This is a genomic window from Streptomyces sp. JB150 (assembly GCF_011193355.1).
Lineage (GTDB): Bacteria > Actinomycetota > Actinomycetes > Streptomycetales > Streptomycetaceae > Streptomyces.
Genome location: NZ_CP049780.1, coordinates 2,758,285 through 2,782,068, shown reverse-complemented (window position 1 = coordinate 2,782,068; position 23,784 = coordinate 2,758,285). Strand labels below are relative to the sequence as shown.

19 protein-coding genes, 3 tRNA genes and 1 pseudogene are annotated in these 23,784 nt (G+C 72.8%); 14 read left to right on the top strand and 9 right to left on the bottom strand.

Annotated elements, in window-relative coordinates:
* Positions 1-148 precede the first annotated feature (148 nt).
* The 5 genes from G7Z13_RS13070 to G7Z13_RS13050 all read left to right on the top strand — a co-directional run bounded on the left by G7Z13_RS13070 (position 149) and on the right by G7Z13_RS13050 (position 4,547).
* A complete protein-coding gene (locus tag G7Z13_RS13070; RefSeq protein WP_165998948.1) occupies positions 149-982 on the top strand; it encodes a hypothetical protein in 834 nt (277 codons plus the stop codon).
* 189 nt (positions 983-1,171) lie between these two features.
* Positions 1,172-1,951: an HAD-IIA family hydrolase gene (locus G7Z13_RS13065; protein ID WP_165998946.1), complete on the top strand. Its 780-nt coding sequence runs from the start codon at positions 1,172-1,174 to the stop codon at positions 1,949-1,951.
* A gap of 125 nt (positions 1,952-2,076) precedes the next feature.
* Positions 2,077-2,793 (top strand): hypothetical protein, encoded by a 717-nt coding sequence (locus G7Z13_RS13060; RefSeq protein WP_165998944.1) that lies wholly within the window; start codon positions 2,077-2,079, stop codon positions 2,791-2,793.
* Between the two features lie 2 nt (positions 2,794-2,795).
* Positions 2,796-3,461 (top strand): class F sortase, encoded by a 666-nt coding sequence (locus G7Z13_RS13055; RefSeq protein WP_165998943.1) that lies wholly within the window; start codon positions 2,796-2,798, stop codon positions 3,459-3,461.
* Between the two features lie 63 nt (positions 3,462-3,524).
* Positions 3,525-4,547, top strand: a complete 1,023-nt coding sequence (locus tag G7Z13_RS13050) for a glycoside hydrolase family 6 protein (RefSeq protein WP_165998941.1) — start codon at positions 3,525-3,527, stop codon at positions 4,545-4,547.
* 96 nt (positions 4,548-4,643) lie between these two features.
* Here G7Z13_RS13050 and G7Z13_RS13045 read toward each other — a convergent pair whose 3' ends face one another.
* The 3 genes from G7Z13_RS13045 to G7Z13_RS13035 form a co-directional block, all read right to left on the bottom strand.
* Positions 4,644-6,581 (bottom strand): kelch motif-containing protein, encoded by a 1,938-nt coding sequence (locus tag G7Z13_RS13045; RefSeq protein ID WP_165998939.1) that lies wholly within the window; start codon positions 6,579-6,581, stop codon positions 4,644-4,646.
* Positions 6,578-8,584 (bottom strand): cellulose synthase catalytic subunit, encoded by a 2,007-nt coding sequence (locus G7Z13_RS13040; RefSeq protein ID WP_165998937.1) that lies wholly within the window; start codon positions 8,582-8,584, stop codon positions 6,578-6,580. Before G7Z13_RS13040 ends, G7Z13_RS13045 begins: the two co-directional genes overlap by 4 nt.
* Before the next feature lie 532 nt (positions 8,585-9,116).
* Positions 9,117-9,190, bottom strand: a tRNA-Lys gene (locus G7Z13_RS13035).
* Positions 9,191-9,386: 196 nt separating this feature from the next.
* Here G7Z13_RS13035 and G7Z13_RS13030 point away from each other — a divergent pair.
* From G7Z13_RS13030 to G7Z13_RS13020, 3 genes are all read left to right on the top strand, one after another.
* Positions 9,387-10,730 (top strand): peptidoglycan-binding protein, encoded by a 1,344-nt coding sequence (locus G7Z13_RS13030; protein WP_165998935.1) that lies wholly within the window; start codon positions 9,387-9,389, stop codon positions 10,728-10,730.
* Between the two features lie 102 nt (positions 10,731-10,832).
* Positions 10,833-11,951 (top strand): SPFH domain-containing protein, encoded by a 1,119-nt coding sequence (locus tag G7Z13_RS13025; RefSeq protein WP_165998933.1) that lies wholly within the window; start codon positions 10,833-10,835, stop codon positions 11,949-11,951.
* 197 nt (positions 11,952-12,148) lie between these two features.
* Positions 12,149-12,754, top strand: coding sequence for a lytic polysaccharide monooxygenase (locus tag G7Z13_RS13020; protein WP_165998932.1), 606 nt, complete (start codon positions 12,149-12,151; stop codon positions 12,752-12,754).
* Between the two features lie 49 nt (positions 12,755-12,803).
* Here G7Z13_RS13020 and G7Z13_RS13015 read toward each other — a convergent pair.
* The 3 genes from G7Z13_RS13015 to G7Z13_RS13005 form a co-directional block, all read right to left on the bottom strand.
* Positions 12,804-12,877, bottom strand: a tRNA-Lys gene (locus G7Z13_RS13015).
* Between the two features lie 120 nt (positions 12,878-12,997).
* A complete protein-coding gene (locus tag G7Z13_RS13010; protein WP_165998930.1) occupies positions 12,998-13,756 on the bottom strand; it encodes an IclR family transcriptional regulator C-terminal domain-containing protein in 759 nt (252 codons plus the stop codon).
* Positions 13,757-13,953: 197 nt separating this feature from the next.
* Positions 13,954-14,904 (bottom strand): D-2-hydroxyacid dehydrogenase, encoded by a 951-nt coding sequence (locus G7Z13_RS13005; RefSeq protein WP_165998928.1) that lies wholly within the window; start codon positions 14,902-14,904, stop codon positions 13,954-13,956.
* A 282-nt stretch (positions 14,905-15,186) separates the two neighbouring features.
* Here G7Z13_RS13005 and G7Z13_RS33630 point away from each other — a divergent pair.
* The 5 genes and pseudogenes from G7Z13_RS33630 to G7Z13_RS12980 form a co-directional block, all read left to right on the top strand.
* Positions 15,187-15,363, top strand: a pseudogene (locus tag G7Z13_RS33630) (decarboxylase); the annotation flags it as partial.
* Entirely contained in the window at positions 15,360-16,088 is a 729-nt protein-coding gene (locus G7Z13_RS12995) for a decarboxylase (protein WP_165998926.1), read from the top strand. The pseudogene G7Z13_RS33630 and the gene G7Z13_RS12995, both read left to right, overlap by 4 nt.
* Positions 16,089-16,225: 137 nt before the next feature.
* Positions 16,226-16,588, top strand: coding sequence for a hypothetical protein (locus G7Z13_RS12990; RefSeq protein WP_165998924.1), 363 nt, complete (start codon positions 16,226-16,228; stop codon positions 16,586-16,588).
* A 367-nt stretch (positions 16,589-16,955) separates the two neighbouring features.
* A complete protein-coding gene (locus tag G7Z13_RS12985; protein ID WP_165998922.1) occupies positions 16,956-17,525 on the top strand; it encodes a bifunctional DNA primase/polymerase in 570 nt (189 codons plus the stop codon).
* A tRNA-Lys gene (locus G7Z13_RS12980) sits at positions 17,516-17,589 on the top strand. Before G7Z13_RS12985 ends, G7Z13_RS12980 begins: the two co-directional genes overlap by 10 nt.
* Positions 17,590-17,670: 81 nt before the next feature.
* Here the strand turns inward: G7Z13_RS12980 and G7Z13_RS12975 are convergent.
* Positions 17,671-18,936: a M6 family metalloprotease domain-containing protein gene (locus tag G7Z13_RS12975; protein ID WP_165998920.1), complete on the bottom strand. Its 1,266-nt coding sequence runs from the start codon at positions 18,934-18,936 to the stop codon at positions 17,671-17,673.
* Between the two features lie 312 nt (positions 18,937-19,248).
* Here G7Z13_RS12975 and G7Z13_RS12970 point away from each other — a divergent pair, with 312 nt between their 5' ends.
* Entirely contained in the window at positions 19,249-21,144 is a 1,896-nt protein-coding gene (locus G7Z13_RS12970; RefSeq protein WP_165998918.1) for an EAL domain-containing protein, read from the top strand.
* Here G7Z13_RS12970 and G7Z13_RS12965 read toward each other — a convergent pair.
* Together G7Z13_RS12965 and G7Z13_RS12960 are read right to left on the bottom strand one after the other, a co-directional pair.
* Entirely contained in the window at positions 21,123-22,277 is a 1,155-nt protein-coding gene (locus G7Z13_RS12965) for an LLM class flavin-dependent oxidoreductase (RefSeq protein WP_165998916.1), read from the bottom strand. The genes G7Z13_RS12970 and G7Z13_RS12965 overlap by 22 nt on opposite strands.
* 133 nt (positions 22,278-22,410) lie before the next feature.
* A complete protein-coding gene (locus G7Z13_RS12960; protein ID WP_166004907.1) occupies positions 22,411-23,694 on the bottom strand; it encodes an AAA family ATPase in 1,284 nt (427 codons plus the stop codon).
* Between the last annotated feature and the right edge of the window lie 90 nt (positions 23,695-23,784).

The window sequence follows — 23,784 nt, the reverse complement described above, 5'->3', positions numbered from 1 at the left end:
GCTCGCAGCGGCGTAGAACCGCCCCTCGACCCCACCCCCACCCCGCTCCCGCCGCTTCTCCCACCCCTCCGCTGATCGAGCGCACTTCCCGCCCCTCCCGGAGCGTCTGCCGCCCACCCCCGCCCCCACCCGGCATGGTCATGTGTTCATGCGACTGTTTCCGAGACCGCGCCGGCACCACCGCACCCCCGCCCCCCTCTGCCTCGCAGCAGCCGCCGCCCTCCTCTCCGCCCCCGTCCCGGCCCACGCCGCCGCCACCCCGGTGCCGAGCCCGGTCGTCACCCTGGCCCCCAGCTGCGCCGCCCCCGACAGCCGCGCCTTCCCCCTCACCACCCGCATTCACGGCGGCCCCGTCGCGTACGCGGCCGGCGGGGGATACGCGACCTGGTACGTGGACCTCACCAACACCACCGACCGCCCCTGCGCGGGCATCCACCCGGTGGTCGTCCTCGTGGACGAGAAGCGCACGCTCAAGCCCTCCCAGGCGCGCCTGGAGTTCTACGACGGCACCCGCGCCGAACCGCACCCCGTCCGCTTCGTGGCGACCGACCGGGACGAGCTGGTGGGCGCGTTCGACGACGGGTTCCCCGGGTTCACCGTCGGCCCGCAGGGCACCGTGAGGGTCAAGGTGCGCCTCGCGTTCACCCCGGACGCCCGGCCGAACCGGGTCACGGCGACCGCGGCCGTCGTGCAGCGCCGGGAGGACGACGGGGACTGGGTCGGGCAGTCGAACGACTACCGCTTCGGCATCGGTACCGCTCCGGACGAGACCCCCGCCCCCGAGGGCGACCCCAAGACGTCCCCGGCGGCGGAACCCGACGCCTCGCCCTCCCCGGGGCTGCCGGACACCACCCCCTTCCCCGGCCGCCCCGACGAGCTGGCCGCCACCGGCCCCGCCCTCCTCGCCCACGGCGCCCTCGCGGTCGCCCTGCTCCTCCTGGCCGGCACGGCCCTGTACCGCGCCCGGGTGCGCCGCGCCTGAGCGCCCCGAGGCACGGCCCGGCCGTCCGCCGGACGAACGGCCGGCCGGTGCGGCACCAGGAGCCCGGTCACGGGTACCAGGTGATCGGCGGGGTCAGGATCACCACCTCCTGACTACGCTGGGGGCGTCGGTACGCCGTGGTTCCGGCGCCCCCGAGTACATCCGCACGTACGCCAGGAGTTGCAGCACATGGCAGACCGCAGGCCCATCGAGTCGTGGCTCACCGACATGGACGGGGTTCTGATCCACGAGGGCGTCCCCGTTCCGGGTGCCGAGGCCTTCATCAAGAAGCTGCGCGAGTCCGGCAAGCCCTTCCTCGTCCTCACCAACAACTCGATCTACACCCCGCGCGATCTGCAGGCCCGCCTGAACCGCATGGGCCTTCAGGTGCCGGTCGAGAACATCTGGACCTCGGCCCTGGCCACCGCCAAGTTCCTCGACGACCAGCGCCCCGGCGGCTCGGCGTACGTCATCGGCGAGGCGGGCCTGACCACCGCGCTGCACGACATCGGCTACATCCTCACCGACCACGAGCCGGACTACGTCGTCCTCGGCGAGACCCGCACCTACTCCTTCGAGGCCATGACCAAGGCGGTCCGCCTGATCAACGGCGGCGCCCGGTTCATCTGCACCAACCCCGACGAGACCGGCCCGTCCACCGAGGGCCCGCTGCCCGCCACCGGCGCGGTCGCCGCGCTGATCACCAAGGCGACCGGCCGCAAGCCGTACTTCGCGGGCAAGCCCAACCCGCTGATGATGCGCACCGGCCTGAACGCGATCGGCGCCCACTCCGAGACCAGCGCGATGATCGGCGACCGGATGGACACCGACGTCCTGGCCGGCATCGAGGCCGGGATGCAGACGTTCCTCGTGCTCACCGGCCTGACCCGGCCCGAGCAGGTCGAGAACTTCCCGTACCGGCCCTCGCACGTCGTGGACTCGATCGCCGACCTCGTGGACCTCGTCTAGAGGGCCGCCGCCACCGGGGTCAACCACCCGGGGGGCGAACGCCACCCGTTCGGACCAGCCAGGGCCCCGCTGAGGATGCGGGACCGGGCGGCGCGGGGGAGTCTCCAGGTGTCTGGAGGTTCACGATGAGTTCTCTGCGACTCACTCTCAGTACCGGCGTCCTGGCCGCCGCCGCCGCGCTCGCGCCGGCGCCGGCCCATGCGACGGACGGCGGCCGAGTGCAGGTCAGTCCGTCTTCCCCGGCGCCCGGCGGCGCGATCGCGCTGCGGGGCACCGGGTGTCCCGGCCGGACCGGCACCGCCGCCTCGGAGGCGTTCGTCTCCGCCGCCCGGCTGACGGTCGCCGACGACGGCGCGCTCGCCGGGGAGACCCAGCTCCGCTCCACGGTCCGCCCCGGCCCCTACGACGTCAGGATCGTCTGCGGCGAGAAGTTGCTGAAGACCCGCTTCACCGTCGGCCTCGCCGCCTCCGCGGACCCGACGGCGTCCACCGCACCCGACGCGTCGGCTGCCGCGGACCCGGCGGCGCCCGTCGCGCCCGACGCGTCGGCCGTCCCGGATCCGGCGGCGTCCACCGCGCCCGAGTCGTCGGCTGCCCTGGATCCGGCGGCGCCCGTCGCCCCCGCGTCGCCGGCCGCCCCGGACCGGCTGACGCCCACCGCGCCCGCCTCGCCGACCGCCCCGGTCCGCGCGGGCGGCGGCGGCACCGCGCACCTGGCGGCCGTCGACACCGGCTCCACCGGACCGGGGGCCGCCCACACGGTCACCGGACTGCTCCTCGCGGCCGGCGCCGCCGTGGCCGTCATGACCGGCCGCGCCCGCCGCGGCCGCAAGGCGGGCTGACCATGTCCGACCGGGAACACACCACGGGCACCGGACGGCTGATCGCCGGCGTGGCCTGGGCGGTACTGCTGCTCGGGCTGTGGCTGTGGGGCCGCGAGGCGACCGACGTGGGGCACGGCATATCCGGGCCGAAGACCGGTGACATGGCGGCGGTCGGGCGTCCCCCGGACGTCCGGCTGCCACCCGCCCGCAGCCCGCTCGGCGAGGCGCTGCCCCAGCGCCTCGACATCCCCGGGCTCGGCATCCAGGCACCGGTGGTCGCCCGCGGCCTCGACGCCCAGGGCGCCGTCGACCCGCCGCCGTACGACCAGCCGGGCGTCGTCGGCTGGTACGCGGCCGGCGCCGCACCGGGCGCGGCCGGCACCGCGGTGATGGTCGGCCACGTCGACACCGAGACCCGGCCCGCCGTCTTCTACAAGCTCAGCGCCCTGCGCGCCGGACACACCGTGCGGGTCGTCCGCGACGACGGAACGGTCGCCGAGTTCACCGTCGACGACATCCAGGTCGTCACCCGCGACCGCTTCGACGCCCAGCAGGCCTACGGGCCGCGCGAGGACGGCCGCGCCGAACTGCGGCTCATCACCTGCGGCGGCAGCTTCGACCAGGCGAGCCGCAGCTACACCGCCAACGTGATCGTCTCCGCCTACCTCACCGGCACGGTCCTCTGACCCGCCTCGGCGACTTGTGCCAGGATTGAGCCGGGAACAGCGCTGCACCCGAGGGGGAGTGGGATGTACGGCAGCAGGGGGGCGGCCGGAGTGCGGGCGACCGCGGCGGTGCTGGGGGCGGCACTGCTGATCGCGGGATGCTCCTCCGACGACGAGGAGGAATCCGCGCACGGGGCGGCGGCGGGCATCACCCAGCAGCCCAGGAGCATCACCCCGTTCTGGGTCAACCCGGACGGCAACGCGGCCCGGCAGGTCGCCGCCTACGAGAAGGCCGGCAAGAAGGCCGAGGCCGGGCAGATCCGCAAGATAGCCCAGCAGCCGACCGGTGAGTGGATCAGCCCCGAGAACCCCGAGGAGCAGGCGCGCGGCTTCACCGAGGCCGCCGCCCGGGCCGACCGCACCGCGCTGCTCGTCCTCTACAACATCCCGCACCGCGACTGCGGCCAGTTCTCCGGCGGCGGCGCCGCCGACGGCGACGCCTACCGCGCGTTCGTCGACCGCGTCGCCCGGGGCATCGGCGACCGCCCCGCGACGGTCGTCCTGGAACCGGACGCCGTCCTGCACATGGTCGACAACTGCACGGCGCCCGAGTACCACGAGGAGCGCTACGACCTGCTCAAGGGCGCCGTCACCACCCTGAAGTCCCTGAAGAACACCAAGGTCTACCTGGACGCGGGCAACGCCGGCTGGGGCCACCCCGACCAGATCTTCGAGCCCCTCAAGCGGGCCGGCATCGACCAGGCCGACGGCTTCTCCGTCAACGTCTCGAACTTCTACACGACCCAGGACTCCATCGCCTACGGCAAGGAACTGTCCGCCAAGGTCGGCGGCAAGCCCTTCGTCATCGACACCAGCCGCAACGGCAACGGCCCCTACACCGAGGGCAAACCGGACGAGCGCTGGTGCAACCCCCCGGGCCGCGCCCTGGGCGAGACCCCCACCACCAAGACGGCCGACCCCTTGGTCGACGCCTACCTGTGGATCAAACGCCCCGGAGAGTCGGACGGCGAATGCAAGGGCGGCCCGAAGGCGGGCGAGTGGTGGCCGGAGTACGCATTGAAGCTCGCCCGGGCATCGAGGAGTTAGGGGCGCGGGGAACTGCGCGCAGTACCACAGCGCTCCCGCACCCCACAGCGAACCCGCGGGAGCGCTACGGCACCCGACAACGACCCCGCGGGAGCGCTACGGCACCCGAACCCACTGCGCCTCGGACGGCGTCCCCCGCTCGTCGTCGACGAACAGCATGTACCACCCCGCCTGCACCAGGTTCCGGTTCTCCGGCACCGTCACGGTCACCTTGTCCCCGGACGTCGTGAAGTGCAGCGCGATGGACCGCTGGTCCACGTCCGTCACATGCGTGGACGCGCTCGGCCGGATCAGCCGCACCTTCTTGATGGACGAGGCGTCCGAGGAGGTGAACGTCCCCGACTCCCCGCGCTCGATCGTCTGCGGCCCCCCGGACAGCGAGGGCCGCGACCCGCGGAACAGATACGGCGGCCGGTAGATCTCGATCCGCTGCTCGAACTTCCCCGGCTTGGTGTTCGCCTTGTCCGCGAACAGCGAGTCGGAGCCGAAGAACATCACGGACCCGTCCGGCAGCAGGATCGACCCGGAGTGGTAGTTCCGCCCGACCAGGGGGTCGGCGACCCGCTCGAAGGAGTTGCCGTCCGGGTGGTAGAGCCGCGCCTCGAGGATGTTGGAGTCGCCCCGTCCCCGGTAGTCCTCCGAGCCGCCGGACACCAGCACGCTGTCGTCCGGCAGGATCGACGCCTGCGGGTAGCGCGTGCCCTTGTCCAGCGACGGCCCGTCCACGAACCGCGGCCGGTCCGCCTTCAGATCCACGATCCGGGTCTTCTCGCTGGACAGCTTGGACTCGCCGACCCCGCCACCGCCGATCACCATGTACTTCTCGTCCTGTGCGGGCGGCAGCAGCACCGTCCCGGAGGTCTCCAGCCGGTCGGCGTCGCTCATGCCGGGGATCTTCGTGAACGTGTTGCGGTCCACGTCCCAGACACCCGGGTCACGCCCCACGTCGTCCGGGCCGTAGCCCGCGTTGGACCCCGAGTAGAAGATCTTCCCGTTCTGCATCAGGAACAGCGCCGGATACGTCGGGAACTGGCGGACCTTGCCGGTGTACGCCCACTTCTTCGTCTTCGGGTCGTAGATCTCGTTCTTGCCCGGCACCAGCTGGCCGATGTCGTCCAGCCCGGAGACGCTGAGGATCTTCCCGTCGCTCAGCGTGGTGAGCGTCGGGTACCAGCGGGCCTCCTTCATCGGGTCGACCTTGATGTACTTCTCGGCGACCACGTCGAACTCGTAGGCGTCCCGGATGCCTTGGAAGTCCTTCTTGTCCAGGGCGAGTTTCTGCGCGATGCCGTAGGTGTTGCGGGCGTCGGCGCCGGTCAGGCCCTGCACGCGGTAGTTGTCCTGGGTACCGGTCTCGTACTTCGCGCCGCTCTTCTGCGCCTCGACGTAGATGCGTCCGAGGCCCGGGTCGTTGCGCAGGAACCGGCCGGTGGCCGGGTCGAAGACCTTCTTCGCGCGCGGCACCAGCACCGGGTCCTGGGAGACGAACGTCTTGCCGTTCTCCTTGCCGGTGAACTTGGTGCCGGCGGGCAGCGTGATCGGCTTGTCCGGGTTCTCGTTGTGGACGATCATCAGGCCGCCGGCCTTGGTGACGTCACCCTTGAGCTTCTCGTACCGCTTCGTGCCGCCGGCGATGAGCAGATTGCCGTTCGCCAGCTGTGTGTGCCCGGTGCAGAACAGGTCGTTGGGCGTCGGCACCTTCTTGATGGTGCCCTTCACCGGGTCCCAGATCCGGGTGTCGTACTTCTTCGCGTCGAAGTTGTCCTGGTTGTTTCCCGACCCCGCGACGAGCAGCACCTTGCCGGTGCGCAGCAGCGCCGCGTGAATGGTGTTCAGCCGGTATTCCTCGGGAAATTCGACGATCTCCCAGTGGCCGTTCTCCGCTTTGTACTCGGGTCGGTTGATCTGGTACTGGTGGTACTTCTCGGTACCGAAGCGGTAGAGCCACGGTCCGTTCATCCCGGCCAGCGCGACTACCACCGCCGTGCCTATCGCGAATCGACGGGCGCGGCGGCGGCCGGCACGGTCTTTCATTCCTTACGTCCCCCAAGTCCACCAAGGGCGATCTGCATGGTCTGGTCGTTGTCCCCGCCGTTTCCCGCGTCGGCGCCGGCCCAGGTGGGCCGGGGCTGCGGGGCGTGCGGCGCGGCGGGCTGCTGCGGGACGGACTGCTGCTGCGGGATGGGCAGCGGCTGCGTCCGGTGCGGCTCGGCGGCGGCCCGCGCATGCCTCGCCGCGGGCTTCTTCCTGGCCTGCCGCAGTTCGTGACGCCAGACGAAGACGGGGAAGGCGGTGATCAGCATCGCGAACAGGGCCCAGACGACCATCGCCGGGTGGGCGTTGCCGAGGACGAACCCGGCGACGATCGAGGCGCCGAAGATCACGATGAAGTACCAGTGGTACCGGAAGGTGCCGAGCCAGCGGTCCGGGCTGGCCGAGTCGCCCTTGGGCGTCACCACGAACTTGCTCTTGCGGCGCAGCACGGAGTCGATCAGCGCCTTGGCGTACAGCGGCGCGGACAGCGCGGACATCACCATGCCGGCGACACCGCCGGAGCCCTCCGGCTCGTGCGGCGAGACGTTGTGGCGGCGGTTCCAGACGTACAGGCCGATCTGGAGCGCGGACGCGTTGCCGTAGAGCATCAGCCACACGGTGGGGTCGATGTTCACACCCGAGGCGCCCAGGCCCAGGAACAGGGCGCAGCTGAGCGCCGCCAGGATCCAGTTCAGGGCGGACATCGGGTAGAAGATGATCATCATCGTGTAGTTGAAGAGCTTGCTCGGCGGCAGCGAGTACCAGCCCTTCCAGTACTGCTTGAGGATCGTCTCGTACGTGCCGCGCGACCAGCGCATCTGCTGGGTGAAGAAGTCCGTCCAGGCGCTCGGGCCCTCGCCGACGGCGAGCACGTCCGGGGTGTAGACCGACTTCCACTTGCGGCCGGTGGCCGGGTTCTTGTGGCGGTGCATCTCGAAGCCGGTGGCCATGTCCTCGGTGATCGAGTCGTACAGGCCGCCGATCTGCTTGAGCGCCTTGATGCGCACCGCGTTGGAGGTGCCGACGAACATGGGGCCGCCGTAGCGGTTGCCGGCCCGCTGGATCAGCGCGTGGAAGAGGAACTGCTGCGACTCGGCGGCCTTGGTGACGAAGTTGTCGTAGTTGCCGTACACCTGCGGGCCGATGACGAAGCCGACGTCCGGGTCGCGGAAGAAGCCGAGCATCCGCTCCAGGTAGTTGGGCAGCGGCACGTGGTCGGTGTCGACGGAGGCGAAGTAGTCGTAGTCGTCGCCGTGCGCGTCGAGCCAGGCGTTGTAGTTGCCGTGCTTGGTCTTGGCGCGGTGCGGTCCCTTGGCCTGGTTCCACTTCGCGACGCCCTTGCGGGAGAAGTGGCGCACGCCGAGCCGGGCGCAGACCTCCTTGACCTCCGGGTCGTCGCCCTCGTCGAGCAGCCAGACGTGCATCACGCCCCGGTGGCGGATCCGCACGGCCGCCTCCAGGGTCTTCGTCACCATCTCCAGCGGCTCCTTGCCGGGCACGAAGGAGGTGAGGAAGGCCACTCTGGTGCCGGTCTCCGGGACCACCGGGACCGGGTCGCGGGCGACCAGCGTGGCGTGCGCGTTGGACACCACGTTCATGCAGCGGAAGAACTCGATCAGACCGATCGAGACCAGCATGACGACGTCGAGCGCGGGCAGGAAGTCGTACGCCGGGTAGTCCCGCTCGGTCCAGTGCTCCGGCTGGAGCAGCCAGACCAGCAGGACCACCGAGAGCACCGGCGCGGCCATCAGCATCAGGGCCACCCGTATCCGGTGCGGCTCCTGGGAGATCAGGGAGCGGTACTGCACCGTGTACGGCTTGTTCGGGTCGGGCTGGGTGAGGGGACCCGCGAGCCGGCTGTAGTGCTCGTAGTCGTACTTCGGCAGCGTCTTCTTGATGCGCCGGAAAGTCCCGGTGGTGCCCAGCCGGTGCCCCGGCACCCTCAGCTGAGTGGTCTGGGACGGGTCGAAGTTCTGCCGGGCGCCCGTCGGCGTCGACGTCATGAGTCATCCCCCCACACGCGGGTCAGCGCGTGTCAGTCGGTTCCTTCGCCCGTTCCGGTCCCCCTCGACCTTCCCGGGCGTGTCAGTGGTGCGCCGCAGTTCACCACATGGTCCACACCCTATAGACATGGAACTGCGAGCTTCCGGTTGCATGATGCCCCCCTCGGCATCGCTTCATGAACCGGGGCCCCCTTCTCCCCGCCAGAACCGGCAACCGGATTTCCCTGCCCCCCAATTGGCGCGTATCCGCGGCCTCTTGAGAGCCAGGGTTCTACGGCGTTCAGCATGATCGCAAGACGCGATACACGGTATTTACCGGCTATACGCGCTCATTGGTGCGCATGATGGCATGTGATGGTGCGCTTGTGGCCAGTCGTGCACGAATGCGTACGGATGGCGAAGGTGTTTCGTTCAATGCCTCGGCGTGCTTCTTCCCTGTCTTTGGTTCACGCCCCGCACCACACCTTCGATCGTCCGTGCGAACGACAACGAAAAGGCCCCTCGCCTGAAGCGAGGGGCCTTTTTCCGTCTGTGCGCCGCCAGGGACTCGAACCCCGGACCCGCTGATTAAGAGTCAGCTGCTCTAACCAACTGAGCTAGCGGCGCCTGCTGACGTCGATAACTCTACAGGACGTCCGGGGGTGCTCCTGACCGCCCGTCCTGTGCATGACAGTCGCCGGTCCGGGGTCCGGCCCGCCCGTACATCGTTCGGACCGTCAACATGCGAGCCGCGGCGACAGTTGTGAAACTGATCAACGTGCACAAGTGTGGACATTCCCGCCAGGAGTGTGAGGGGAATCGCATGGAGACTCCGGTTTTCGCAGAGCTCGATCCCCCGCGCGACTGCGACTGCCCCGGCTGCGTCACCGCGCGCCGCGCCCTGCCGCCCTCTCCGGGGGGCCTTTCCCTCACCCCCCGTGCCGTGGCCGTCACCGCCGCGACGGCGGCCGCTCTCGCCGCGGCCCCCACGCCGGCACCGGCCCTCGCCGCCTCGCACGCCCCCCAGCACCCCGGCGTTCCCGCAGGTGACGAGCCCGAGACCCCGCAGGGGAGCAAGGCGCCCCTGCACGGCCCGGCGGGCAAACCGGCCACCCCGAACCTCCCGGCGAGGGCGCCCGCCACCACCCGGGCGGAGATCATCCGGCGGGCCAAGACCTGGGTCGCGGCGCGGGTGCCGTACAGCATGACCCGGTACTGGGCCGACGGGTACCGGCAGGACTGCTCCGGGTTCGTCTCCATGGCCTGGGGCCTGCCGGGCAACGAGTGGACGGGCACCCTGCACCAGTACGGCGTGCGCATCGGCAAGGACGAGCTGCAGCCCGGCGACATCCTCCTCTTCCACAATCCGGCGGACCCCGAGCGAGGCTCCCACGTGGTGATCTTCGGCGGCTGGACGGACCACACCCGTTCCTTCTACATCGCCTACGAGTCGACCCGCCCGCACGCCCGCGGGCAGGCCACCCCCTACGCCTACTGGACGCACTCCGACCGCTATGTCGCCTACCGCTACAAGGGGCTGAAGGCGTCGGGCACCCCGGGTGCCCAGCCGGGCGGGGCGGCCGGGGGAGGCGGTGGCGGAGGGGCCGGGGGAGGCGGGGGCGGCTCGGTGGCCACGCCCTTCCCCGGTGTGGCCTACTTCGGTCCCGGCGCGAACAACCCGTACGTCACCCTCCTCGGCCGGATGCTGGTCCAGCGCGGCGCCGGGCGCTTCTACGCCTCGGGGCCCGGCCCGCGCTGGACCGAGGCCGACCGCAGGGCGACCCAGGCGTTCCAGCTGGCCCAGGGCTGGACGGGCGCGGCGGCGGACGGGCTGCCCGGACCGAAGACCTGGGACCTGCTGATCAGCGGCCGGGGCCGGGACGTCACCGCGGGGACGGCGGGCGTGTCAGGGGCCCAGGCGGGGCGGGTCCCGGCCTTCCCCGGCCGGGCGATGTTCCGGCCGGGCGCCCGCAACGAGTACGTCACGCTGCTCGGCCGGCAGCTCGTGAAGAAGGGGTTCGGCCGGTACTACACCACCGGGCCCGGACCCCTCTGGGGCGAGGCGGACCGGCGCAACGTCGAGGCCTTCCAGCGCGCCCAGGGCTGGCGCGGCGGCGCGGCGGACGGCTACCCCGGCCCGGAGACGTGGCGCCGGCTCTTCTCCTGACCACCCGTACGACCACCTCGTACGCCCACCCCGCACGACCCCGGTACGGACGACCCGTACGGCCCATCTGTGACGCATCTGGCGCGGAGGCTGGAGGCACGCATGAGTACGACCCCTGCACAGACGCCCGACCCCGGCGGCACCGACGGCGGCACAGTCCGCCCGGGCCGCCTCATCCAGAACGAGGCGACCACCGAGATCCCCGTCCACCTGCTCTTCCGGGACGACCCCGACCCGGCGCCGGTGCCGCTCAGGCCGGCCGTGGTCGGCCGCCGGCAGGGCACCGGCGAACAGCCGCGGCTGCGGCGCCCCGCCCCCGCGCGGACCCGGCCGGTGCCCGAGGTCGACCCGGAGCTGGCCGAGCGGCCCGCCCGGGTGCTGCCCGGTGCGGTGGGCGTGCTGGCCGGCACGGCCGGGGCGGCCGGCGCGCTGGCCACCTCCTGGTGGGCGGGCACGCTGCCGCCGCTCGCGGTCGCCGCGCTCGGGCTGCCCGCCGCGGCGCCGGCCGGACTGGGCCCCGCGCAGTGGGCGGCGTACGCCGGGGCCGGGGCGCTCGGGCTGTTCGGGTTCGGCGGGCTGGCCCGGGGCCGGACCGGGCGGGCCTGGGTGCTGGACCTGTTCGGCCGCTACCGGGGGACCGTCCGCCGCACCGGCCTGCTCTGGGTCAACCCGCTGCTGCTGCGCCGCCGGGTGGACGTGCGGCTGCGGCACTGGCGCAGCGAGCCGATGCCCGCCTCGGACGGCAGCGGGGTGGCGCTGCGGGTGGTGGTGCTGGTGGTGTGGCGGGTGCGGGACACCGCGCGGGCCGTGCTCGGGGTGGAGGACCACGAGGGCTATCTGCGCGAGTGCGTGGAGGCGGCGCTGGCCCGGGTGCCGGTGGAGACGCCGGGCGGGGGCGGCTCGGTGCCGGCCACCGCGGAGACGCTGACCCGGCTGGTGGCGGCGGACACGGCACCGGTGGGCCTGGAGGTGTTCTCGGTGCAGCCGGTGCGGATCGAGTACGCCCCGGAGGTCGCCGCCGCGATGCACCGCCGCAAGATCGCCGCGCTGGACGCCCGGCACCGGGCGAGCGTGCTGTCCTCGGTGGTGGACTCGGTGGAGGACACGGTGACCCGGCTGACCATGCGCGGCCTGGTGGAGCTGGACGACTACGAGCGGAAGGCGCTCGTGAAGGACCTGACGGTGGCGTTCTGCGCGGGGCGGGGGGAGACGGGCGGGTGACCGCGGTGCGGGGCGTGCGTGAGGCGGGGGCGTGACCTCGCGGGCGCGCGTCGCGCACGGGGGTGCCGGGACGCCCCTCACTCCGCTATTGGTATGGACATGTTCAACTATCGGCAATAGTCTGGGACTTGGTCTAGACCTACGTGCACCACTGCACGGCTCACCGAACCTCCCCCACATCCCCGAGGAGCGGCAGCATGCGCACCAAGACCAAGTTGTCCGCGGTCGCGGTCGGACTGGCGACGACCGGAGCCCTCGTGCTCTCCTCCGGCGCGGCCACCGGACACGGCTACACCGACCTCCCCATCAGCAGGCAGAAGCTGTGCCAGAACGGCACGGTGGCCAACTGCGGCGCCATCCAGTGGGAGCCGCAGAGCGTCGAGGGCCCCAAGGGCTTCCCCGCGTCCGGGCCCGCCGACGGGCAGCTCTGCTCCGGCAACAACACCCGCTTCGCCCAGCTCGACAGCCCGAAGACCCCGTCGGGCGGCGCGTGGCCGGCCACCAAGGTCACCGGCGGGCAGAGCTACACCTTCCGCTGGCAGTTCACGGCGATGCACGCCACGACCGACTTCAAGTACTACATCACCAAGCCGGGCTGGAACCAGAACCACAACCTGTCCCGCTCCGACCTCAACCTCACGCCGTTCCTGACGGTGCCCTACGGCGGCCAGCGCCCGCCGCAGACCCTCTCGCACAGCGGCACGCTGCCGTCCGGGCTCAGCGGACGGCACGTGATCCTCGCGGTGTGGACGATCGCGGACACCGGCAACGCGTTCTACGCCTGCTCGGACGTCACGTTCTAGACGGCAACGGAAAGGGCCCCCTCGCTTGTCGCGAGGGGGCCCTCTGCTGTGCGCCGCCAGGGACTCGAACCCCGGACCCGCTGATTAAGAGTCAGCTGCTCTAACCAACTGAGCTAGCGGCGCATGACTCTCGCCTTCCGCTCTTCGCGGCCGGCGACGAAGAAAATACTACCTGGTCCCCGGGGGTGCTCGTGACCACCGGGGACCAGGGCGAGAGCGCGGCACCCGCTGCGGGGTGTCTCGCTAGATCGCCAGGGACAGCAGGACCGGCGCCGCGTTCCGGTTCAGCGTCTCCGCCGCCTGGCGCAGCCGGTGCGCGTGCTCCACCGGCAGGGACAGCGCGAGGCAGCCCACGGAGGACCCGGCGGTGATCGGGACGGCCGCGCAGACCGTGCCCACCGCGTACTCCTGGAGGTCGAGCACCGGCACCGTCGGCGGCTGCGCCTCCAGGCGGGAGAGCAGCAGCTTGTCGCTGGTGATCGTGCGCGAGGTGAGCCGGGCCATCTTGTGCCGGGCCAGATGGTCGCGGCGGCTGTTGTGGTCGAGCTGGCCGAGCAGGCTCTTGCCGACCGCGGTGGCGTGCGCGGAGTAGCGGAAGTCCACCCACTCGTTGACCGCGGGCGTGGCCGGGCTCTCGGCGCAATGGGTGATCCGGACCTCCCCGTCGACGTAACGGCTGATGTAGACGGCGGCGCCCACCGAGTCGCGCAGCCGGTTCAGGGTGTGCTGGAGATGGTCCCGCAGGGCCCGGTCGCGGCCGTGCGCGGAACCCAGGCGGGCGAGGGCGGCGCCGGCGACGTACGCCCCGTCGGCCACCTGCTCGACGTATCCCTCACGACGCAGCATCCGCAGGAGGGTGGTCAGCCGCTCCGTGCCGAGGCCGGTGTGACGGGCGATCTCGGTGTCGGTGACACCGGTGGAGTGCCGGGCCACCGTCTCCAGGACGCGCAGGGCGTCCTGAGCCGAGTGGTACGGCGCGGTCGGCTCGTGCTTCAGCGCCACGGTTTCCCCCTGTGCGCTCAGTCAATGTGCCGTGACCCGCTGTTCGGATCCTCTCCACGATAACCGGCAAGAGGCCGGTAGTGAGCGGCTGTTGACGAGAATCCGCCCCTGCCGGCTGGGGGTCGGGTCGGTGGCATATGTCGGCGGCAAGGGTCGTCCGGGCCGGGCGTCCGGTTCGTCCGGCCGGTCGCCGCGGCTCAGTGCCCCGGCACGTACCCGCGCCGCTTGTCGACCACGTTGAACAGCGGCCGGCCCGCCGCCCAGCGCTCGAACAGCTCCACGAACTGCGCGCCCAGCTCGTCCAGCCGGCCCACCGTGTCCCCGCTCATGTGCGGCGACACGATCAGCCCCGGCACCCGCCACAACGGGCTGTCCGGGCCGAGCGGTTCGGTGGCGAAGACGTCCAGCGCGGCCCCCGCGAGCCACCGCTTGGCGAGCGCCGCGGCCAGCGCCTCCTCGTCCACCAGGGCGCCCCGGCCGACGTTCACGAACCGGGCGGACGGCTGGAACACCCCGAAGCGGCGGGTGTCGAACATGCCACGCGTGTCGTCGGTGAGCGGGGCCGCCGCGATCACCCAGTCGGCGCGCGCGAGCAGCCGGTCCAGGTCGTCCGGGCCGTGCACGCCGGTGCGCGGGGTGCGGCCGACGATCGCCGTACGGATGTCGAGCGCCTTCAGCAGCCGCGCCACCGTCCGGCCCACCGGCCCCGAGCCCACGACCACCGCGCGCGTGCCCGCCACCCGCAGCGTCTCCCGGTGCCGCCACTCGCCGCGCCCCTGCGACTCCAGCGTGCCCGGCAGGTCCTTCGCCATCGCCAGCACGAGCGCGGCCACGTACTCGGCGATGGGCTGCTCGAACACCCCGCGCGCGTTCGTCACCACCGTGTCCGACACCGTCAGCTCCGGGCACATCAGATGGTCGACGCCCGCGCTCGCGGTGTGCACCCAGCGCGGCCGGGGCCCCTCGCCCGGCCACACCTCGCGCACGGCGTGCGAGGTGAAGTCCCACACGAGCAGCGCGTCGGCCTCCGGCAGCCGGGCCGCGAGCCCCGCCTCGTCCGTGTGCACGATCCGGGCCCGGCCGGTGAGCCGGCCCAGCCGGGGCGGCGGATCGGCGCCCAGCAGGACGAGCAGGGTGGGGTCGGTCATCGGCAGCCGTCTCTCCCAGCGGACCGGCGCCCACCGGCGGCGTCCGGCGGACGCCGGTTCACACCGGCGGCACCTGACGTACGCCGGCTGTCCGCCGGCGGCGTCCGACGCGCACCGGTCCTCACGGGCGGCGTCCGACCTGCGGCGGCTCTCGGGGGCGCGTCTGACATGCGCGGATCCACCACGCTCGCACCCGGGCCCGGCGTCGTCAACACGGCCTCCCGCACGGCGCGTTGTCGGCGCCCGTGCCCTCCCCCGTCCCGCACCCGCGGGGACGGGCCGCGGAATCCGGTGATCTCGGCCAACCAAGTGACGATGTGGGCGGCGGCGCGCCGACGGGGTACCCGAGCCGTGGAGCCGTACCAGGCTCTGCCGGACGAGGAGGCGCGCACACGGTCTCCCCGCTCCGCCGGAACGACCCCCGTGCTGCCGGAAGAACAGCAGGAAGGCTGGACATGACCGCACTCGGATTCCTCTACCCGGGCCACTCGGCCGAGGACGACTATCCCCGTATCGAGCAGCTGCTGGGCAGTGACATCCGGGTGGACCTGGTCCACACGGACAGCGGCGAGGACGCCCGCCGCGAGGACGGGCTGCGCGCGATGGGCTCCCCGGAGCGGCTGGCGGCGAGCGTCCAGGAACTGCGGCACGCCGGCGCCGAGGCCGTGGTGTGGGCCAGCACCAGCGGCAGCTTCGCGTACGGCTGGGAGGGCGCCCACGAGCAGGTGCGCGGCCTCGCCGTGGCCGCAGGGATGCCGGCCTCCTCGACCTCCTTCGGGTTCGTGCACGCGAGCCGCGAGCTGGCGCTGCGGCGCGTCGCGATCGGCGCGACCTACCGGGACGACGTCGCCGGACTCTTCGCGGACTTCCTGCGCGCGGCCGCACTGGAGCCGGTCGCCGTGCACGCCGCCGGGATCACCGCCGCCGAGGCCGGCAGCTGGGGCGAGGCCGAGCTGTTCGCGCTGGCCCGCGCGGCCGACCACGCGGACGCCGAGGCGGTCCTGCTGCCGGACACCGCCCTGCACACCGCCTCCCACCTCACCGCCCTGGAGAAGGAGCTGGGCAAGCCGGTCCTCACCGCCCACCAGGTCTCCGTCTGGGAGGCGCTGCGGCTGGCCGACCGCCGGGTGAACGCCCCCGGCCTCGGCGCCCTCTTCACCCGGGAGCCGATCGTCCAGGTCTGAGGCCCGCCCCCGCCGAGCGGGCGTGCGCCCGCACGAACCCCTGCGGCCGCCTTGCGCGGGCGGGGGAGAATGGGAGTGGTCCGGCCGCGATGTCGGGGGGCGGGCCAGCCGATCCGTCCGTCAGAGGAGGACACGACATGGCGGAGCCCACGCCGCGTCGCCACGAACCGCGGCTACGCCCCGCGCCCCTGCTCTTCGAGCCGGCCGAGGCGGCCGGCGACCCGGAGCACTTCTTCGATCTGGAGTCCATCGACGACCCGCGGGAGCTGCTGACGCGGGCGACCGAGCTGACCCAGGCGTTCCGCGCGGCGGCGGACCGGGCCATGGAGTTCCAGGCGATGGCCGCGGCCCAGCTCGCCGACCCGCGCCGGTTCGACCGGCTGACCGCCGCGGACATCGCCGACCGTGCGGAGTGGACCGAGGACTACGCCAGGAAGATGGTCGAGTTCGGCCGCGACCTGCTGCGGGGGGCGGACGAGCCGGGGCCCGACACGGCCTGAGCACCCGGGCTCGGTATCCCGGTCGGGCGCGTGGTCCGAGCATTCCGGTCCGGGCGCCGGGTCTGAGCGCCCTGGTTTCGGCATCCCGGTCGGGTGCATGGCCCGAGCGCCCTGGTCCCAGCGTCCCGGTCGGGTGCCTGGTCCGAGCATTCCGGTTCGGACTCCTGGCCCGAGCATCCGGCCCGAGCGCCCCTTCGAAGCCCCGGCCCGCTCGTCAGCCGGAGAGCGGCCCCGTTCGGGCGAGTGCCCGCCCGGTGATCTGCTTGGCATATGCCAGGCGGGCAAGATACCCGCTCCTACCGTCTCCTGTCCCGGTTTCCGGCAACTCTGTGGAACGGAACGTGTACGCCCGGTAGACCTGGGTGACATGAGCAGCAGCACAGTCACCGCCGACGGAGTCGACTGGCTCGTCTCGGCAGGAACGTATCCGCGCAGCACCCGTGCCCTGTGGGAGGAACGGCCCGACGCCCCGGCCGTGCTGCCCTGCGGCACCGCCTTCGACGTGGTGAGCGCGCCCGCCGTCTTCGGGCGCCGCATGCTCGACCGGCTGTGGGAGGACGGGCCGGGCACGGGTCCGGTGGCCGCCTTCCGGGGCCGCGTCCTGCTGTTCGCCGCGCCGGGCACGGCCCAGCGGCTGCCCTCGCTGATGGAGTGGGAGGAGTGGAGCGGCCACGGACGCACCGGCGAGATCCCGCCACTGCTGTGCCACGGCACCGGGGACGCCGTGACCGTCCCCCCGCCGGTCGGCCCCCCGGCGGCGGGCGTGACCGCGGAGGCGCGCTGGATCGTCGCCCCCGACACCCGCCACCCCTGGCTGCCGGGCCCGGAGGTGCTGCTCTGGGCGGCCGTCCGGGCGGCCCGGGCGGCGGTGCGGATATCGATTTCGCCTCCCGCCGACCAGGATGCTAAGGTCTACGACGTCAGCAGGCGCCGCTAGCTCAGTTGGTTAGAGCAGCTGACTCTTAATCAGCGGGTCCGGGGTTCGAGTCCCTGGCGGCGCACTAGCGATTAGGTCGCTGACCTGGGCGTTCTCGATAGCGAGAACGCCCTTTCGCTTGTCCGGGGTCCTGCCCGCCATCCCGTCACCGCAGTGGCGAGATCTTTACGGTCCAGGCGCCCGAGGGCGTCCGGCCCTCCACCTCGACGCGCACGTTCTCGCCGGGCACGGTGAAGCGCTCCCCGACGTCGACGGGGGCGTCGGCGAGCGCCGGGTAGACCGAGTTCTCCCAGCAGGCCTCCGTCCTCGGGTGGGCGTCGATCACCTGCACCGGACCGCCCCCGGACTCGGCGCCGCTGCGCACCCGGTAGACCAGGACGCCCTGCCGGCAGGCGGACCGGTCGTTGCCGACCGCGCCCCGCGCCTCGAAGGCGAGCACGCTGTCGGGGCCGGTGCGCACCACCGCCAGCTTGGTGCCCCGCCCGGAGCCGAAGACCGGCGCCCCCGCGGCACCCGTCACCGGCACGTCCGGTCCGGCGCTCAGCGACTCCAGGGTCAGCCGGGTCGGCTCGCCGCCCGGCACGCACACCACCTGCCGCTCCTCCAGCCAGCCCAGCTTCCACTTGTGCCAGCCGAAGAGGTCGGGGGCGCGACCGAACTGGCTGCCCATCAGGTCCCAGTCGCCGACGTGGGTGTCCCAGTCGCCCTTGCCGTCCGTCGGACGGTGGTAGAGGTCCGGCAGGTCGAAGACATGGCCGGTCTCGTGGGCGAGGACCAGCCGGTCCGGCGGATGGTTCTCGAACACCGTGACGACCCGGCGGATGTCCGCCCCGTCCGCCCGCAGCGGGGCCTCCAGGTTGACCACTTTCGTGGCGTCCGAGTCGACACCGGGCGCGTGCGGATCGGCGACGAAGTAGACGACGTCGTAGCGCGAGAAGTCGACCTGGCCGTCGGCCGAGGCGAGCGCGTCGCGCAGGTAGGCGGCGCGGTGCGAGGCGGTCCAGTCGCGCTGTATGGCGTACGCCGTCGAGGGGCGCGGCATCCGGATCCAGTGCCGCAGCGGATGCGGGCGCAGCGCGAACCGGCCGTAGGACGCCTGCGCGAAATAGCGGCTGGTGGCGGGGAAGTGGTCGGCCGTCAGTTCGGCGGGCGTGGTCAGCGGTGCGGAGTCCGGGAAGGACAGGAAGATCATCACCGCGTCCAGCGCGCGGGTCGGCCGGGGATAGGCGGCGTTCCAGGTGTCCAGGCCCTCCGAGTGGTGCGCGTCGGTGCGTTCCAGGGCGCACGGCGCCGCCGAGAAGGGGCCGGCGACCGAGGGCCCGGTGACCAGGGAGGTGGCGGTGAGAGCCGTCAGGGTGGTGAACACGGCCGCGGTGCTGCGCAGTCGGGCGCGCGGGAGCGGACGCGGCACGGGAACCTCCGGATGCGGTCGGGGGGACACCGCATCCAGCCTGTGGCAGATTGTCGTACTGCGTCCTGTTTGTCTGACCCGGACGAGTGAGGTGGGCGACCGGTTCGATCGGTGACACCCCCGAAGTGCTCACGGAGCGTCACCACTGGTCGTGAGGGCGAAGAAGGCGTCCAGGCGTGAGCAGAAACGATCCGCCCGCGAAGTGGGTATGTCCTGAGTGGCGGACAGTGGCTGGAAGGGCCGGAGGGCACCCTCTATGATCGGCACACTTTCCTGCGCGGACGACGATCGAGTGCACTGCGGGAGCGAGCGGTGAGCGGAACCTCCGAAGGGCCGACGCCCGCGGCAGACCTCATCCGGCCGGTAGTCACGGAGAGTGACGCAAAGGCGCCGGGTGGTACGGACGCTGTCGCCTTCGTGCCTCCACACCCGGACCCGGAACCGGATACGGCCGCGGACCCGGCGGGCGGCGACGCCGCCTCCTACCGGTCCGCGTTCACCGCGGCACCGCTCGCCATGGCGGTCGTCGACCGCGACGGGCGGATCGCCACGGCCAACGACACCCTCGCCGACCTGTTCGGCGGCCCGCCCGGCGGACTCGTCGGACGCGTCGCCGCCGACCTGCTCGACCTCTCCTCCGACCCGCGCACCTGGCACGCCTACCGCGAGGTGCTGCGCGGCCGGCAGGCGAAACTGCGCTGCACCCGGCGGCTGAAACACCCCGACGGACACGCCGTCTGGGCGCAGATCACCGTCGCCCCGCTCGCCGACGGCACACCCGGCGTCCTGCTCTCCGTCACCGACATCAGCGCCCGCCGCGAACTCCAGGCACAGCTCCGGCACTTGCAGATGCACGACCCGGTGACCCGGCTGCCCAACCGCACCCTGTTCTTCGAACGGCTCTCCGCCGCCCTCGACACCGAGGCCTACACCCGCGGCGGCACCGGCCGGATCGGCCTGTGCTTCCTCGACCTCGACGGCTTCAAGGCCATCAACGACACCCTCGGCCACCGCGTCGGCGACCGGCTGCTGGCCGCCGTCGCCGAACGGCTCACCCGCTGCGCCGAGGAAGCCGGCTACACCCGCTCCGCCGCGCCCCTGGTCGCCCGGCTCGGCGGCGACGAGTTCGCCCTCCTCGTCGAGGACTCCACCGGCACCGAACAGCTCGCCGACCTCGCCGAGTCCGTCCTCACCGCGCTCCAGGCCCCGTTCGACCTCTCCGGGCAGCGGCTCAGCGTCTCCGCCTCCATCGGCGTCGTCGAACGGCAGGCCGCCGGGACCACCGCCACCGGGCTGATGCAGGCCGCCGACACCACGCTGTACTGGGCGAAGGCCGACGGCAAGGCCCGCTGGACGCTCTTCGACCCCGAGCGCAACGCCCACCGCATGACCCGCCAGGCCCTCGCCTCCACCCTCCGCCCGGCCATCGACCGCGGCGAGTTCACCCTGGAGTACCAGCCCCTGGTGGGCATGGCCGACGGACGGCTCAGCGGGGTCGAGGCACTGGTGCGCTGGAACCACCCGCAGTTCGGCACCCTGACGCCGAATCGGTTCATCGGACTGGCGGAGGAAGACGGCGCGATCGTCCCGCTCGGCCGCTGGATCCTCGCCACCGCCTGCCGCCAGGCCCGCCGCTGGCAGCTCGAACACCCCGACGAGCCGCCCATCTTCGTCAGCGTCAACGTGGCCGTACGCCAGGTCTGGGACTCCGACCTGGTCGCGGACGTCGCGGAGACCCTCGCCGAGACCGGCCTCGCCCCGCACCTGCTGCAGCTGGAGCTGACCGAGTCCGCCGTGATGGGCTCTTCCGGCCGCCCGCTGCGCGCCCTGCAGGCCCTCAGCGACATGGGCGTGCGCATCGCCATCGACGACTTCGGCACCGGCTACTCCAACCTCGCCTACCTCAGCCGGCTGCCGGTGTCCGTGCTGAAGCTGGACGGGTCGTTCGTCCGCGGCTTCCAGTACGAGGACAGCGGCGCGCACGCCAGTCCGGCGGACGAGGTCATCGTCGAGGCGATGATCCAGCTCGCCCACCGGCTCGGACTGACCGTCACCGCCGAGTGCGTGGAGACCTCCGCGCAGGCCGGGCGGCTGCGCCGGATCGGCTGCGACACCGGCCAGGGCTGGCTCTACTCCCGGCCGGTGGCGGCGGATCGTATCTCCGAACTGCTGGCCTGCCCGGCCGGTCAGGCCGCCGGAAACCCGTAGGCGTCCGCGATGAGTTCGTAGCTGCGCACGCGCACCTCGCCGGTCGGCGTGCTCGCCGTGATCATCAACTCGTCGGCGCCGGTGCGCTTCTGCAGATCGTCCAGGCCGGTACGGACCTCGTCCGCGGTGCCGTGGATGACGTTCGCGCTCCACTGCTGCGCGAACTCCCGCTCCAGCGGCGAGAACTCGTACGCCTCCGCCTCCTGGGGGCTCGGCACCAGTCCGGGCCGCCCGGTGCGCAGCCGCACCATGCTCAGCACGGCCGCCCGCACCTCGCGCCGCGCCACCCGCTCCTCGTCCGCGGCCAGCGCCGAGACACCGATCAGCGCGTACGGCTCGGCCAGCACCCCGGACGGCTTGAAGGACTCCCGGTACAGATCCAGCGCCGGGATGGTGTTCTGCGCCGAGAAGTGGTGGGCGAACGCGAACGGCAGGCCCAGCAGACCCGCCAGCCGGGCGCTGTAGCCGGAGGAGCCCAGCAGCCAGATGGGCGGGCGGTGCGGGGACTGCACACCGCCGGGGGAGGTGCCCTGCACGGGGCCCGGGACGGCGTGGATGCGCCGGTACGGGTGGCCGTCGGGGAAGTCGTCGTCCAGGAACCGGGTCAGCTCGGACAGCAGCCGCGGGAACTCGTCCGCCGCCTCATCCGGCCGGTCCGTGCGGCGCAGCGCCGCCGCGGTCGCCCCGTCCGTGCCGGGGGCGCGCCCGAGGCCGAGGTCGATCCGGCCCGGCGCCATGGCCTCCAGGGTGCCGAACTGCTCCGCGATCACCAGCGGCGCGTGGTTGGGCAGCATCACCCCGCCCGAGCCCAGGCGGATGCGGCCGGTGTGGGCGGCGAGGTGGGCGAGGATCACCGCGGGCGAGGACGACGCGACGCCCGGCATCGAGTGGTGCTCGGCGACCCAGTAGCGGTGGAAGCCGCGGGACTCCGCCAGCCGGGCCAGGGCGACGCTGGTGCGCAGCGCGTCCGTGGAGGTGTGGCCGGCGCCGACCGCGACCAGGTCCAGGACGGACAGGGGGACGGGGGCGGAGCCGTGGGCGGTGCCTTGGATGCCGTCGCCTTCGCCGGTGCGGGTCTCGGCGTCCCGGGTGTCGTCTGCCGCCACGGTGGGGCCTCCTGCTCTCGTCGCCATGCGGTCGGGTCATGGGCGTCAACGGGAGGTGGCGGGGGGTTCATTCCCTGGTGGACCGAGGCGCCCCCCGCGCGCCCCCCCGCGGCCGCCCACTCACCCGGTGGCGGGCCGCCGGCTCACCCGGTGGCGGGTCCTACGGCCGCCAGCTCACCCGGTGCTCCGCCAGGTGCGCCAGGACCGCGTGGTTCGCCTCCCAGCCGTCCGGGAACTTCACCAGTGTCCCCAGCTGCACCGGCTCCGTCGACGGATAGTCGTCCAGCAGCTCGCCCACGCCCGCGCGGCACACCACGATGCACGCGTGCCGGTGCCGGGAGGCGAGCACGCACAGCCGGCCCGTCTCCAGGTGGAAGGCGGTCGCGTCGGGGCGGCCGGAGAGCGGGTGCAGGACGACCGTCACGTCGTACTCCCGCCCCTGGAGCCGGTTCGCGGTGTCCACGGTGACATCGCGCACACCCAGCTCGGCGAGGGCCGCGCGGACGGCCGCCGCCTGGTCGCGGTGGGCGGTGCCCACGGCGATCCGGTCGGCGGTCAGCGGAGCCGGACCGGGAGAACGCTCGGAGGTGGCCGCACCGCCGCGGTCCAGCAGCCGGCGCACCACCACCGCCACCGCCCGCACCGCCTCCGGGTCGGTGCGCGGGGTGTGCCGCGCGGGCAGCTCCAGCAGGCCCCAGCCCGACGCGGCGGCCTCGTCGATCACCCGGTCCGGGCCCGAGCCGTCCGACGGCACCGCGAAGGCCAGCCGGCGGTCGCCGTGGCCGGTGCCGCTGCGGAACGGCGTGTACGGGTAGAAGGCGTCCGAGACCAGCGGCGCCGCGGAGGCGGGCAGCCGCCAGGACACCGGCAGCCGGTGCTGCGGCAGCCCCGGGTTGTGCGCGAGCAGCGTGGTGACCGCGGACGCCGACGGGTCGTACGACAGCCCCGCCCACTGCTCGCTGCCGACGATCGCGAACGGGTCGAGCTGGCCCGGGTCGCCCACGAACAGCGCCCGCTCGAACAGCCCGGCGACGGCGAGCAGCGCGTCCGAGCGCATCTGGTACGCCTCGTCGACGATCGCGTGCCGCCACGGCTCGTCGGCCTTGACGTGGGCCCACTTCGCGGCGGTGGAGAGGACCACGGGCAGACCGGTGAGGTCGGCGGCCTTCGCCGACGTACGGACCTGCGGCAGCTCGTCGAGCGCCTTGTCGTACGGGTCGGCGTCGCTGCTGTGCAGACGGCCCACCGGCAGCTCGGGGTTCTTCTCGGCGAGCCGCAGCACCAGGTCGTCGACCTGCGCGTTGGTCTGCGCCACCACCATCAGCGGCCGGCCCGCCTCGGCCAGCTCCAGCGCCGCCCGCACCACGAGGGTGGACTTGCCGGCGCCCGGCGGGGAGTCCACGACGACACCGCGGTCCGGGCCGTGCAGGGTGTCACGGAGGATCGCGTCGGTGGCCCGCGCGGCGGCGGTCGCCGGGTCGACGGGGGAGGCGAGAGGGGAGCCGGGAGTGGGGGAGGTCGTGGCGGCGCGGGG

Bases quoted from the DNA above. Each gene is read 5' to 3' on its own strand.
- G7Z13_RS12995 (WP_165998926.1), top strand. From the start codon at position 15,360: ATGACCGCACTCGGATTCCTCTACCCGGGCCACTCGGCCGAGGACGAC.
- G7Z13_RS12965 (WP_165998916.1), bottom strand. From the start codon at position 22,277: ATGGCGACGAGAGCAGGAGGCCCCACCGTGGCGGCAGACGACACCCGG.
- G7Z13_RS13025 (WP_165998933.1), top strand. From the start codon at position 10,833: ATGAGTACGACCCCTGCACAGACGCCCGACCCCGGCGGCACCGACGGC.
- G7Z13_RS13030 (WP_165998935.1), top strand. From the start codon at position 9,387: ATGGAGACTCCGGTTTTCGCAGAGCTCGATCCCCCGCGCGACTGCGAC.
- G7Z13_RS13040 (WP_165998937.1), bottom strand. From the start codon at position 8,584: ATGACGTCGACGCCGACGGGCGCCCGGCAGAACTTCGACCCGTCCCAG.
- G7Z13_RS12985 (WP_165998922.1), top strand. From the start codon at position 16,956: ATGAGCAGCAGCACAGTCACCGCCGACGGAGTCGACTGGCTCGTCTCG.
- G7Z13_RS13060 (WP_165998944.1), top strand. From the start codon at position 2,077: ATGAGTTCTCTGCGACTCACTCTCAGTACCGGCGTCCTGGCCGCCGCC.
- G7Z13_RS12990 (WP_165998924.1), top strand. From the start codon at position 16,226: ATGGCGGAGCCCACGCCGCGTCGCCACGAACCGCGGCTACGCCCCGCG.
- G7Z13_RS13005 (WP_165998928.1), bottom strand. From the start codon at position 14,904: ATGACCGACCCCACCCTGCTCGTCCTGCTGGGCGCCGATCCGCCGCCC.
- G7Z13_RS13045 (WP_165998939.1), bottom strand. From the start codon at position 6,581: ATGAAAGACCGTGCCGGCCGCCGCCGCGCCCGTCGATTCGCGATAGGC.
- G7Z13_RS13050 (WP_165998941.1), top strand. From the start codon at position 3,525: ATGTACGGCAGCAGGGGGGCGGCCGGAGTGCGGGCGACCGCGGCGGTG.
- G7Z13_RS13070 (WP_165998948.1), top strand. From the start codon at position 149: ATGCGACTGTTTCCGAGACCGCGCCGGCACCACCGCACCCCCGCCCCC.
- G7Z13_RS13055 (WP_165998943.1), top strand. From the start codon at position 2,796: ATGTCCGACCGGGAACACACCACGGGCACCGGACGGCTGATCGCCGGC.
- G7Z13_RS13020 (WP_165998932.1), top strand. From the start codon at position 12,149: ATGCGCACCAAGACCAAGTTGTCCGCGGTCGCGGTCGGACTGGCGACG.
- G7Z13_RS13065 (WP_165998946.1), top strand. From the start codon at position 1,172: ATGGCAGACCGCAGGCCCATCGAGTCGTGGCTCACCGACATGGACGGG.